At 63.5% G+C, this 12,656-nt stretch carries 7 protein-coding genes; 3 read left to right on the forward strand and 4 right to left on the reverse strand.

Annotation, left to right across the window (positions count from 1 at the left end; genetic code table 11):
• The first annotated feature begins 9 nt into the window (after window positions 1-9).
• Both V7D81_RS00560 and V7D81_RS00565 read left to right on the forward strand, forming a co-directional pair.
• Complete coding sequence (locus V7D81_RS00560; RefSeq protein ID WP_324313777.1) at window positions 10-1,371, forward strand: spinster family MFS transporter; 1,362 nt, start codon at window positions 10-12, stop codon at window positions 1,369-1,371.
• Complete coding sequence (locus V7D81_RS00565) at window positions 1,368-2,942, forward strand: class I adenylate-forming enzyme family protein (RefSeq protein WP_324313779.1); 1,575 nt, start codon at window positions 1,368-1,370, stop codon at window positions 2,940-2,942. The genes V7D81_RS00560 and V7D81_RS00565 overlap by 4 nt, the downstream gene beginning before the upstream one ends.
• Before the next feature lie 43 nt (window positions 2,943-2,985).
• Here V7D81_RS00565 and V7D81_RS00570 read toward each other — a convergent pair whose 3' ends face one another.
• The 3 genes from V7D81_RS00570 to V7D81_RS00580 form a co-directional block, all read right to left on the reverse strand.
• Window positions 2,986-4,269, reverse strand: coding sequence for a 3-hydroxyacyl-CoA dehydrogenase (locus V7D81_RS00570; RefSeq protein ID WP_324313781.1), 1,284 nt, complete (start codon window positions 4,267-4,269; stop codon window positions 2,986-2,988).
• Between the two features lie 208 nt (window positions 4,270-4,477).
• Window positions 4,478-5,701 (reverse strand): TetR/AcrR family transcriptional regulator, encoded by a 1,224-nt coding sequence (locus V7D81_RS00575; RefSeq protein WP_324313782.1) that lies wholly within the window; start codon window positions 5,699-5,701, stop codon window positions 4,478-4,480.
• 190 nt (window positions 5,702-5,891) lie between these two features.
• Window positions 5,892-8,312, reverse strand: coding sequence for a TonB-dependent receptor (locus tag V7D81_RS00580; protein ID WP_324313783.1), 2,421 nt, complete (start codon window positions 8,310-8,312; stop codon window positions 5,892-5,894).
• Window positions 8,313-8,963: 651 nt separating this feature from the next.
• On the opposite strand from V7D81_RS00580, the gene V7D81_RS00585 reads away from it, so the two are divergent.
• Entirely contained in the window at window positions 8,964-11,594 is a 2,631-nt protein-coding gene (locus tag V7D81_RS00585; protein WP_324313784.1) for an outer membrane protein assembly factor BamB family protein, read from the forward strand.
• Between the two features lie 113 nt (window positions 11,595-11,707).
• On the opposite strand, the gene V7D81_RS00590 is transcribed toward V7D81_RS00585, so the two are convergent.
• A complete protein-coding gene (locus V7D81_RS00590; protein WP_324313785.1) occupies window positions 11,708-12,514 on the reverse strand; it encodes an SDR family NAD(P)-dependent oxidoreductase in 807 nt (268 codons plus the stop codon).
• Window positions 12,515-12,656: the final 142 nt, after the last annotated feature.

The raw sequence follows: 12,656 nt of genomic DNA on the forward strand, positions 1-12,656 counted from the left end.
AAAGAGGCGATGTCGAGAGAAGAGATGGCGTTGAATGCGCCGGCGACGGCCGTGACGGGTTCGGAGACGACGGAGGAGTTTCGCGCGTCGGAGGGCTACCGTTACTACGTCGTGTGGCTGCTGTGTGGCGTCTACATGATCAACATGATGGATCGCCAGCTCCTGTCCATCCTGATGGAGCCCATCCGTACCGACTTCGGGCTGACCGATACCCACATGGGGCTGCTTACCGGGCTGGCGTTTGCGGCGATCTACACGGTGATGGGCATTCCGCTGGCGCGTCTGGCGGATCGCAGCAGCCGCGTCAACCTGATCGCCATCTCGATCGTGGTCTGGAGCGTCTTCACCGCGCTCACGGGTACGGCGAAAACCTATTCCCACCTGCTTTTCGCACGGATAGGCGTCGGTGTCGGGGAGGCGGGCTGCAATCCGGCTGCGTATTCGTTGATCAGCGACTACTTCGAGTCGAAGCGCCGGGCGACGGCGCTGTCGATCTATCAGCTGGGTGCGTTCGCAGGGTCCTTCCTGGGAATGGTGCTGGCCGGCTGGGTGGCGCAGACCCACGGCTGGCGCATGGCCTTCTTCGTCGTTGGCTTGCCGGGACTCCTGATCGCGTTGCTCGTGAAGACGACGCTGCGAGAGCCGCCGCGAGGTTTTTCCGACGAGACGAAGGTAGTCTCCGAGCCGCCCTCGGCGTGGGGCGTGATCCGATCGCTGCTTGCCAAGTCCTCGTTCCGGCACCTGGCCTTCGCGGCGGCGCTGCACAACTTCGTCATCTACGGTGCCGGCAACTTCTACTCGGCCTTCCTGATGCGATCGCATGGCATGAGCGTCGCGGAAGTCGGCTTCCAGCTGGCGGTCGTCACGGTGATCGGTGGCGTGACGGGCACGTACTTCGGCGGCTGGCTGAGCGACTGGTATGCAAATCGCCGCAACGATGTTCGCTACTACCTCTGGATTCCTGCGCTTTCGCTGCTCGTCGGCTTCCCGGTCTCCGAACTGGTCTACTTCGTCGACAATCCGTCGATCGTGATGTGGCTGCTCATTCCGTCGATCTTCTGCGCCGCCGCCTATCTCGCGCCCAGCATCACGGCCACCTACCGCCTGGTAGGCGTGAAGGAGCGGGCGCTTGCCAGTGCGCTGCTGCTGTTCATCCTCAATCTGATCGGGCTCGGTTTCGGGCCGCTGCTGGTCGGCGTGCTGAGCGATTTCCTGCGGCAAGGCTACGTGGCGCAGGGAATCCCTGAGGCTCAGGCGCTTGCCGATGGGTTGCGCTGGTCACTTGGAGTTACAGTACTCGTCAATCTCTGGGCTGCATTCCACTACTTCGCGGCGGCCCGCACGCTTCGTCAGGAGATGCTTCGCGCATGAGAGTCACGCCTGAATCCATCGCTGCAATGCGGGAGCGACCCTTCGGGTCGCATCATGAACTCATTCGGGCGCATGCCTCGCTGCGGCCAAAAAAGGCAGCAGTGATCCAGGACAGCCGACGCATCACTTATGCGGAGCTGGATGTCCTGATAGACCGGATTGCCGCGGGCCTGCAGCGCGACGGCATCAAGTCGGGCGACCCTGTCGCCATCTGCGCTGCGGCGTCCATCGAGTACAGCGCCGTATTCATGGCGACGCTGCGTGCCGCCGGCGGTGTCGTGCCGCTGGCGCCTTCCTCGACCGCGCAGAGTCTGATGACCATGCTCGAGGACTGCGGCGCGACGATTCTCTTTCTCGATGCGGCCGTTGCGACTGCGCTGGCGCCGCTGCGAAAGCCCACCGGACCGACCTGGGTCATGCTCGATGGTTCGGATTTCGGAGTGCGATTCGAAGAGTGGCTGCCGCCGAACGAGGCCAAGCCGCAGCCTGCGTCGATGGATCCGGATGCGGCGTTCAACATCATCTACTCTTCCGGAACGACGGGGACGCCGAAGGGCATCGTGCAGTCGCATCAGCTGCGCTGGCTGCAGCTCATGCGCGACAAGGGGCACGACTTCGAGGCCGATTCGGCGCAGGTGACGCTGGTCTCGACGCCGCTCTATTCCAATACCACGCTCGTGAGCTTCCTGCCGACGCTCGCGAACGGCGGCACGGTGGTGCTGCAGGCGAAGTTCGACGCCGTGAAGTTCCTCGAACTGGCGCAGAAGCATCGCGTCACGCACGCGATGCTGGTGCCCGTACAGTATCGCCGGCTGATGGCAGTGCCCGACTTCGACCGTTATGACCTGTCGAGCTTCGTGATGAAGTACAGCACCAGCGCGCCGTTCGCCGCCGACATCAAGGCGGAAGTGCTCAAGCGCTGGCCCGGCGGTCTGATCGAGTACTACGGGATGACGGAAGGCGGCGCGTCGTGCCAGCTGCTGGCTCACGAGCGGCCCGACAAGCTGCACACGGTCGGCTGTCCGTTCCCGGGTCACGAAATGCGCGTGATCGATGAGGAAGGCCGGGAGCTGCCGGCCGATGAGGTTGGAGAGATCGTCGGTCGCTCGCCGGTCATGATGAATGGCTATCTGAATCAGCCGAAGAAGACCAGCGAAGCGGAGTGGTACGACGAGAGCGGCAATCGATTCATCCGCACAGGCGACGTCGGCCGCTTCGATGCGGAAGGCTTTCTCACGCTGATGGATCGCCGCAAGGACATGATCATCTCCGGCGGCTTCAACGTTTATCCGAGCGACATCGAGGCGGTGCTCGTGCAGCATGAGGACGTCCTGGAAGCGGCTGTTGTCGGCGTGCCCTCGGAGCGATGGGGTGAAACTCCCGTGGGCTTCGTCGTGCCGCGTGCCGGTCGCTCGCTCGATGCGAGCTTTCTTTGCTCGTGGGCGAACGAGCGTCTCGGCAAGACGCAGGCGATCAGTGCGGTCGAAGTGGTGTCTGCGCTGCCGCGCAGCGCGATCGGCAAGGTACTGAAGCGGGAACTGCGCGACCGTTACAAGCCGCGCGCGAGCTGAGTTCGCGGGCCCGGGCGCGTAACGCCCGGGCGTCCGTCCGGCGTTACGCCGACAGGAAACCGCGGTCCTGCGAGGCGAGTGTCGCCAGCAGCGAGGATGGTTCGAACGCGGAACCGTGATTGCGGGCAAAGTCGCGCAGCCGGGCGGCAATGTTCGTAAGCCCGACCGAGTCGGCGTAGTACATCGGACCGCCCCGATGCTTCGGCCAGCCGTAGCCGTAGAGCCATACGACGTCGATGTCGGAAGCGCGCAGCGCCTTGCGTTCCTCGAGCACGCGCGCACCTTCGTTGATCAGCGGATACAGGCAGCGCTCGAGGATCTCGCTGTCGGAGATGGTCCGCGGCGTCTTTCCCTTGCGCGCCGAGAAATCGCGTACCGCCTTCTCCGTGATGGGCGAGGGCGTGGGTTTGCGATTCTCGTCGTAGTCGTAGAAGCCGGCGCGGTTTTTCTGGCCGAGTCGGCCCTGTTCGCACAGGACATCGCGGAGCGTTTCGCCACGCGAGGTCTCGCGCGACCAGCCGATGTCGAGACCGGCGAGGTCTGCCATCTGGAAGGGACCCATCGGAAATCCAAATTCGCACAGCACGCGATCGACGTCCCACGGCATCGCGCCTTCGAACAGCAGCTGCTCCGCCTGAACCTGGCGGGGATAGAGCATGCGATTGCCGACGAAGCCCGGGCAGACGCCGACGAGGACGGCGATCTTTCCAAGGCGATGGGCGAGGTCCATGCAGGTCGCGACCACGCTCTGGCTGGTCTTGTCGGCGCGCACGACCTCGACGAGCTTCATCACGTTGGCGGGCGAGAAGAAGTGCAGTCCGATCACTGCTTCCGGGCGGCGGGTGACTGCGGCGATCTCATCGACGTTCAGGCCCGAGGTGTTGGTTGCAAGGATGGCGCCCTGCTTCGCGATGGCGTCGAGGCGCGTGAATATCTGCTTCTTGACGGCCATGTCTTCATAGACCGCTTCGATGATCATGTCGCAATCGGCGAGGTCGTCCAGCGAGAGCGAGCCGCTCAGCAGGTTCATGCGGGTTTCCACATCCTGAGATGTGATCCGGCCCTTGCGTGCGCTGTTTTCGTAGTTGCGACGAACGGTGGCAAGGCCGCGCTCGAGCGCCGCTGCCTGCGTTTCGACGAGCCTGGCCGGAATGCCGGCATTGGCGAAATTCATGGCGATGCCGCCGCCCATCGTGCCGGCGCCGACGATGCCGACGCGGGCAATCGGGATCAATGAAACGTGACTGGGGATGTCCGGTACGGTCCGAGCCTGCGATTCGGCTTGCGTGATGTAGTTGGCTACCGTCGGGGTAATCGATGCAGTCATATCGGATATCCATGGATCTGCTTGCTCTGGCGGCGCAGACCCTTTCAAAAACAGTGGATAAATACAGGCCAGAATATTTCGAAAACTATAGACATCAAGCCGACATACCGTCAATTCAATTTATGAGTAACGGCGAACGCAGAAGTGAATGCGGCGGCGATGCTGCGCGGCAGAGGACGCGCAGGGCGAGGAAGGACGGGCGGCCCTGCTACTTCGTGAGCAGGCCTTCGAACAGCGGACGGGCGTAGATCTCTGCGCCGCTCTGAGCGGTGACGCCGGGTGCCCACAGATGCAGTTCGGCCGAGGCATTGATCATGGCGGTGATCATCTGGGCGGCGATCGTGGCGTCGGCTGCCCGCAGCGAGCCGTCCGCGATGCCATCGCTGCAGACGAGCGCAAACCGGCCGGAAATGCGATCGAATTCGCCGATCAGCTGGCGATGGATGTTCTCCGGCACGGACGTCAGCGCCGACGTTCGCAACAGTGGGGCGCTGCCGGTGAGCTGGTAGTTCAGCAGCGCGGCGCAGACGGAGGCGAGATTGTCGTAGCCTGTCTTCGCTGCCGCCGCCGCCGCGCGCTGCGCGTGTCGCATGACCTCGAGCGTGCGCGCAAAACAGGCTTCGACCAGATCATCCTTGGCGTCGTTGTGGTGGTAGAACGCGCCCTTGGTCACGTTGAGCTGTTCGGAGATCTTCTGAACCGACGCGCCGAGATATCCCTGTTCGTTGATGAGTACGGTCGCTGAGCGAAGGAACGTTTCGCGGCTCTCGCCCGGACGATCGCTCGTCGGGGCCGGCAATGACGGAAGTATCTGCGGCGCCCATTTGCCGCGATGATGGGCGAGACCGCTCTCGAGAATATCCAGTGCATGGTCGGCCAGGCGGCCGTAATCGTCGGTGTCGTAGTGGTCGATCCAGACGATCGACCAGAAAAGCTGCGACAGCAGCAGATGGACGCGGGCATTGCAGTGGATGCGTTCGAGATTGCTGAACTCGCGCGACTTCATCAGCAGGCTGCGGGTGCGACGGAACATCGTCTCGTAGGCCTTGCCCACGCCAGGATCGTGCACTGCACGCACGTCGTTGAACACGGCCATCTGATCTGCTTCGCCGATTACGATCCTGCGCCGGTGTTCGAAGAAGCCGCGCACGAAGATCTCCAGCGCCGCCCGAGCCGTGCGGGCGTTGTCGGCCTGGGCTGCCAGCGCATCATAGATTTCGATGGAGCGATGGAAACAGGAGGCGGCAAGTTCTTCCTTGCTGCGGAAGTAATACATCACCGCCGTCGGCACGAGATCGAGCTTGGAGGCGACATCCGCCAGCGTCATGCCCTTGACGCCTTTCTTGTTCAGCACTTCGACGGCGGCGCGCAGGATCATGTCCTTGCGCTTATGAAATTTCTTGGTGGGCTCCGGGCGAGGTCGCGTGGCCATGTTCGTCGTTGTTCTCCATGAACGCCGCCATACCGTAGCGACAAATCATGTCCGTGGCGAGTATTTTTTCACCCGGGTGTGATCGTGCGCTCCGCCAGTCAGTCATGTGCCGGGGCGGGAAAATCGCTGGCGTCAGAGCCGTTGCCGGAGAGGTGGCCCGATGCGATCCCTCGCACCGGGCCGGCATCCATCAGAAGCGATAGCGTGTCTGCAGTGTGTACATCCGCGGCGGGGCAGGGAACCCGATGCGAGTGCCGGTCTGCGCCGGCGCCTCGAACTCGTACCAGTAGTACTCCTCATCGGTTGCATTCTGCACGAGCAAACCGACGCTCCAGCCGTCTTCGCCTGCAGGTCGCAACGTTGCGCCGACATCGAGCAGTGTGCGTGAGCCCTGCTCGATGGTCGGATCGAGTGGGTTGCGCTGATGACCCGTGTAGACGACGTCCGCGCGCATCAGCAGCTCCAGCGAACTGGTGAGGCTTGCGGTATATCCAACGCCGAAGTTGCCGGAGAAGGTGGGTGCGAAGCGGTCTCCCGAGTTGTCCTGCAGGTAGGACGCGGGCGTTCCTGCGGTGGTATCGGCCGGGGTGAACACGCAGCCCGGTACCGGATCCGGGAAGTAGCGCTGGGGAATGCTGCAAGCGTTCCCAGAGTTCTCGAGAAAACGGGCGTCGAGCCAGATCATGCTCGCATTGAGCCGGAGCGCTTCCGTGGCCTGCCAGATGGTTTCGAGTTCGAGCCCTTGCGCGCGTGACTTGCCGGCGTTGCCGACGTCGAATGCGTCGCCGACCCACGTCGAGGTCTGCAGATCCTCGAACTCCTGCCTGAAGAGCGCGAAGTTCAGTGCGGCGCTGCCATCGAGCAGTCGCAGCTTGCCGCCGAACTCGTAGCCCGTGACCGTTTCGTCACGGAACGTTCTGTCGGAGGCATTCTGGCCGACGGTCGCGGAGTTGAAGCCGCCGCCTTTATGGCCCTGGGCCGCTTTCAAATACAGCATGGTGTCGGCCGTCGGATCCCACGACAGCGTGATTTCGGGCGACCAGTCCTCTTCACTGATCGTCTGCGTCAAGCCGACGCGCGAGGTGTTGATGATGCCGTTCACATTGCCCGGCAACGTGGCCAGGATGCGCGTGATCAATGCGACATCGGCGGGGCTGCCGATCAGGTTGCCGCCGCTGTCGCGTGACACATCCAGGAATCGGGTCGAGCCGAATTCGGACAGGGCGTAGCGGTCGGTCGCGGTCTTGTCTTCGCGATTCCAGCGCAGGCCGGCGGTCAGGTGCCAGGTCGGCGTGAAATCGAACGTTCCGGAGAAGTACGCGGCGATGCTCTCCGTTTCCTGATCGAGATAGCGCAGCTGCGCATAGCGCCAGTCGCTCGCCGGGCCGTCAAAGATGAGCGGGTCCGTCGGCTGCACGCCGAATGGCAGCAGGAAGACGCGAATGTCGACGTCGGTGCGGCGATCGACGTAGAAGTCGTTCTTGAAGCCATGAACGCCCAGCAGGTACTCGAAGCGATCGCCGATCTTCGAGAACAGTTGCAATTCCTGGCTGAACTGATCGAACTCCTGGGTGATCGGCTCATAGAGAAAGTCCGTCGGACTCCAGTCGACGTCGCGCTGATCTTCGGAGTCATAGCTCGAGTACCCGCTGATCGAGACCAGCCGGGTGTCGGGCGTGAACGAATACTCCATCCGGATGGCGACGTTGTTGGCTTCGACGTCCGCCGTTTCCTGCTGCTTCGAGGTCTGGTCGAAGGTTCCGGCCAGGAAGTCCGGATCGTAGGCGAGGTAGCTGCTCAGCCGGGCCTCGGGACCCACGTCTGCCGCGGTGGCGGCACACGGCCAGCCGGTTGCCATGCCAAAGCAGGTGGGACGTCCGACCTCCACGCCGTTCACGGAGGAAATGTTGAATGCCCGTCCGTAACGTTCGTACTCGGAATGTTCGAGCTTCGTGCGCATGCTGAAGGAAGCCGTGGGCGTCCACAGGAACGTGGCGCGGGCGATCCAGTCTTCGCCCTGTTCTTCACGCTCGTTGGTCAGCGTATTGCGAACGTACCCATCCTCTTCCGAGTAGCGCAGGGCGACCCGCGCGGCCAGGGTATCCGTAAGCCCGCCATTGACCACGGCGGTGTAGATCTGACGATCGATCTCGGACGTGAAGTCGGCGCTCAGATCGGCGGAGAAATCCTGGGTGGGCTGGCCGGTGGTGATCACCACCGCGCCGGCGGTCGTGTTCTTGCCGAAGAGCGTGGCCTGGGGGCCTTTGAGCACCTCGACCGATCCGATGTCGAGGAACGTGCTGCGGAACTGACGCTCGCGTCCTGCATAGATTCCGTCGATGAAGAGACCGACCGACTGGTCGAAACCGAAGTTCAGGCCGGTAGCGAAGCCGCGAATGCTGATGGAGGTCTGTTCGCCGCCCTCGCGCACACTGAATCCCGGCACATAGGCGGAGAGCTGATCGAGGTTCTGCAGCGACAGTTCGCGAATGGTCTCGGAGGAGACGACGGAAACGGCGACGGGAACATCCTGAAGGCTCTGCGGGCGTCGCTGTGCGGTGACGAGGACTTCTTCGAGCGTCCGGCCGCTTCCCTCGGCGGCTAGGACCAACGGCGAGGACAGTGTCAGCGCCGTTGCGGCAACGGCAATTGACGAGACAACGGGTCGATTTACGCGCTCTGTGGTCGGGCGCGCTGTTATGTGCGTCTTCATGTGACCCCCTGAATTGGTTTGTTTTACTGAATGATCGTCGGCATACCACGTGTGCAATTTGGACGTCGGGAACATACCACCAATTCAGTTGACTAGTCCACAAGAGAAGGAGCGGGGGAAAGAGAAGCCACAGCAATACGAGCAAACGATGCTGTTCCGGAGCCGGGGCGAGACCGGATGCGGGTCATCCAGCGGACCCGCCCAAGCCGGCCGGCAGCTCTTCGATGCGGCAGCGCTTTGTCGACCGGTACGACAAAAATGAGAACTATGTCGACATGAACGCCGGTTTTTTCCGGGGAATCCCTGTACCCGGGTCTTGAATTATTTTTTGAGCGAGTGGTATGTTGGCAACAACAACCACAAACGATCAGGGCGGCCGTGTCGGTCGCGACGAGGGGGGAATCAGTCATGCGATTGAAGATTGCTACCGTTGCCATGTTTGCCGCAGCTGCGCTTGCTGCCTGTGGGGGGGGAGGGGGCGGAGGAGGAGGCGGAACAACGCCGCCGCCACCGCCGGTCACCGACACCACGCCGGACCCATTTACCTTCGTGGCGCGAACGAACGTCGCCGTCAGTACGCCGGTGGAGTCTTCGACCGTCACCATTTCCGGTATCAACTCCGCGGCCCAGATCAGCGTGACCGGGGGCGAGTACTCCATCAACAACGCGGCCTATACCAGCGCCAACGGCACGGTGAACAACGGTCAGCAGGTTGCGGTGCGCGTCACGTCGAGCTCGGCGGCAAATACCGCGGTGAGCGCCACGTTGACGGTGGGTGGCGTGAACGCCGTGTTCAGCGTTACGACGGCCGCAGTGACGAGCGGTGAGCCGCTGCCCATCGGTTCGCAGAACTGGTCGATGTTCGGTCACGACTATGCCAACACCCGGGCCTCGAAGGACGAAACCATCGGTGCGACGCACGTGGCGAACCTGCGAGTCGCGCACCGCGTCCCCGGTGCGGGCGTTTCGAGCACGCCGGCAGTGGCGGATGGCGTCGTGTATTTCAGCGACTACGCCGGCTGGCTGAAGGCGGTCAATGCAGAAACGGGTGCCGACATCTGGGCCACGCGACTGCAGAACTCGATGCTGACGCCGTCGCCCTTCGTGGCGGGCGACAGTGTCTACATCGCCGGCGACAACTCGAATGTCTATTCGGTGGAGCGCGCGACGGGGAAGCTGCGCTGGACCTCCAAGATCGAGACGACCCCGTACAACCGGATCTGGTCTTCGCCCGTCGTCGTGGGCGACACGCTCCTCATCGGCGCGGCTTCCTACCAGGTCTTTTTCGCGGCCACGCCGTTGTTTCGCGGTTCCGTGGTCGCGCTGAATGCCGCGAACGGCGAAGAGAAGTGGCGCCTCTCCGTCTGCCCGCCCGAGTCGTGCGGCGGCGGCGTGTCGGTGTGGTCGAGCGTGGCCGTGGATCCGGAGCTGAAGCTCGCATACATCGGCACCGGACAGGCCTACTTCACGCCGGCCGGTCCGTACTCCGATGCGCTGCTCGCCATCAACTACGAGACGGGCGCGCTCGTCTGGCATCACCAGATCACCGCGAACGATGTCTACACCATCAACGGCGGCACCCTCGACCGCGACGTCGGCGCCGCGCCGAACCTGTTCGAGGCCACGGTCAACGGCACGGTGCGCAAGCTCGTGGGCGTCGGCGACAAGGGCGGCCACTACACGGTGGTTGATCGGGTAACGGGCGAGCGGGTGTGGCAGCGCACCGTGGATCCGCGCACGCCGTCCGGCAGTCCGATCGGTGGTGTGATGGGTACGCCGACGGTCGCGAACGGCCGGATCTACTTCACGAACAACACGTCGACGGTCGGTACGGGTCGGTTCGACGCGCGGCCGGGCACCAGTTCGGCCTTCGCGCTCGACGCTGCCACCGGCGATGTGGTGTGGAGTCTGAATCTTCTCGCGGGCAGCTTCAGCGGCAACACCGTGGCGAACGGCTTGCTGTACTTCATCACGTGGGATGGCCAGTTGCGCGTCGTCGACGCAACCAACGGCACGCTGCTGCACTCGATGCCGGTGGGTGCGCAGGTCGGCAGTTACGATACAGCCGCAGAAGGATTCCCGAACGGCTCGACCAGCGGACCGGTGGTTTCGAACGGACGCATCTATGCCGGGTACGGTTGGACCTGGGGCGCAAACGTTGCCGGCGGACTGGCGATTCTCGAGTCCGATGCAGTTCCGCCTCCTCTGCGTTGGACGGCAAGCTGTCCTGCCGACTTCACGCCGAAGGATGGCCTCAACTCCGGCTTCATGTCGGATGGCTATTCGCGCAGTTTCCGCATCCTTCCCGCAACGGATGGCGACGGTCCGCGGCCGGTATTCGTCTCTCTTACGGGCACCGCGGAAATGGAAACGGATTTCATGCGTGCGACATTCATCGACCGGCTGCCTGCGAAAGGATTCACGGTCATCTCGCCGGTGAGAATCTGCGCGGCGAACGGCAACAACTCCGTGTGCGGATCCGGCACGGTCACCACGCAGGATGGCCGCACCTGGGAGCCATGGTTCGACGGTGTTGCCCAGGGCAACGTGGCGCAGTATCAGGATGCAGGTACTGACGTGCGCTTCTTCGAGCGGATGGTGAAGTGCGCCGCGACGCGTTACGAGATCGACCAGACGCGGATCTACATCGGCGGCATCTCCGCCGGCGGCACCGCGACGAATCGCGCATTGACCTTCAGCTCCGGATTCTTTGCGGGCGGTGCGCCTGCCTCCGGCGAGTGGTATCGAACGGACGGCGTGCCCATCACCACCGAGAATGTGGGCGATGCAATCATCGACGGACGTGTGGCGCCGAGGCCGCTCGATCGTTCCGCAGAGGCGCTGCAACCATCGATCAACATCGTGCTGTGGGGCGGTGCCACCGACAAGTGGTATCTCAACGGCGCGACCGGTCCGCTGATCGCGAACTACAACCCGTCAACGAAGCTCGCGGCCAATTACTTCGCCAGCCAGTCGAACGTCGTCACCGTGTCGTGCACGCACGATCTGAACTACCTGCCGCCGATCGGCGGACATCTCTGGCCGCGCAGCCAGGCGATAACGGAGTGGGTGGCGACCACGCTGGCATCCCATCCGAAGGGCACGCCGCGCGATGCGTTCTCGCTGCCGCTCACGCCGGAGGGACTGACCTGCGTCCTGGGAAGTTTCCAGGACCACTAGAGGTGGCAGGAGAGGACTGGAAGTAGCTGAAAACTTGTCATTCCCGCGTGGGCGAGGATCTCAGTGACCCCCGAGATCCAAGCCCGCGCGGGGGTGGCAGGCCGTGAAGGGGTTCAGACGCTCGCGCGTTCGTGGAACTGCCAGATGCGGCCGCCGTCGACGACCAGGTCATGGCTGTTGACGAAGCTGCCTTCGTCGCTGGCGAGGAACAGCGCGGCATTCGCGATGTCGATGCTCTGTCCCGAACGCGGCAGCGGCGTGGCGCGTGCAAGGTTCTGCTCGAGCTTCGCCTGCTTGCGACGATTGTCTTCATCGCTCAGCTGGCTCGCGCGCGCCGAGCCGCCCCAGAAGATCGGGGTGGCGATTGCGCCCGGCGAAATCGCATTGACACGGATGTTGTAGGCGCCGAGTTCGACACCCGCGAGATGGGTGAGCTGCGACACCGCGGCTTTCGCTGCCGAGTACACCAGGTCGCCCTGTCCGGCGCGATGGGCCGCGATGCTGGCATTGTTGATGATGCTGCCGCCGCCGTGATCCTTCATGACGCGCGCAGCGTGCTTCATGCCGAAGATGACACTGCCGACCAGCAGCTGCAGTCCGTCGCGGACGGCCTCTTCGGTAACGTTCTCGAGTTTGCAAGGAGTCGCGGCGCCGGCATTGTTGAACATGCAGTCGAGCCGGCCGAATCGCTTGACCGCGGAGTCCACGATGCGTGCGATATCCGCCTCGCGCGTGACGTCGGCGGGTTCGAAGACGACGCGTTCGCCCAGTTCCCGTGCCAGTGATTCGCCCTTGGCGACGGTGCGCCCGGCAATGAGCAGGCGGGCGCCTTCTTCGGCGAAGCGGCGTGCGGTCACTTCGCCGATCCCGCTGGTCGCGCCCGTGATGATTACTGTCTTGCCTTCCAGTCTGCCTGCCATCGAAGTTCTCCAGGTGAGTTGCGTGGTGTGGATGGGATCGAGCGACCGGCGCCGTCTTCGGCTGTGCGCTTTCTGGTGCAGCGCAGTGACTACGATGCGCAGGAGCGCAGCAATGCGACCGGCGCCGGTGGAGGCGGGCACT

Source organism: Povalibacter sp., assembly GCF_036735925.1.
Classification (GTDB): domain Bacteria; phylum Pseudomonadota; class Gammaproteobacteria; order Steroidobacterales; family Steroidobacteraceae; genus Steroidobacter.

What these genes read in the sequence shown, in the direction of transcription:
- V7D81_RS00560 (WP_324313777.1), top strand. Translation starts at nt 10, where the DNA reads ATGTCGAGAGAAGAGATGGCGTTGAATGCGCCGGCGACGGCCGTGACG.
- V7D81_RS00565 (WP_324313779.1), top strand. Translation starts at nt 1,368, where the DNA reads ATGAGAGTCACGCCTGAATCCATCGCTGCAATGCGGGAGCGACCCTTC.
- V7D81_RS00570 (WP_324313781.1), bottom strand. Translation starts at nt 4,269, where the DNA reads ATGACTGCATCGATTACCCCGACGGTAGCCAACTACATCACGCAAGCC.
- V7D81_RS00575 (WP_324313782.1), bottom strand. Translation starts at nt 5,701, where the DNA reads ATGGCCACGCGACCTCGCCCGGAGCCCACCAAGAAATTTCATAAGCGC.
- V7D81_RS00590 (WP_324313785.1), bottom strand. Translation starts at nt 12,514, where the DNA reads ATGGCAGGCAGACTGGAAGGCAAGACAGTAATCATCACGGGCGCGACC.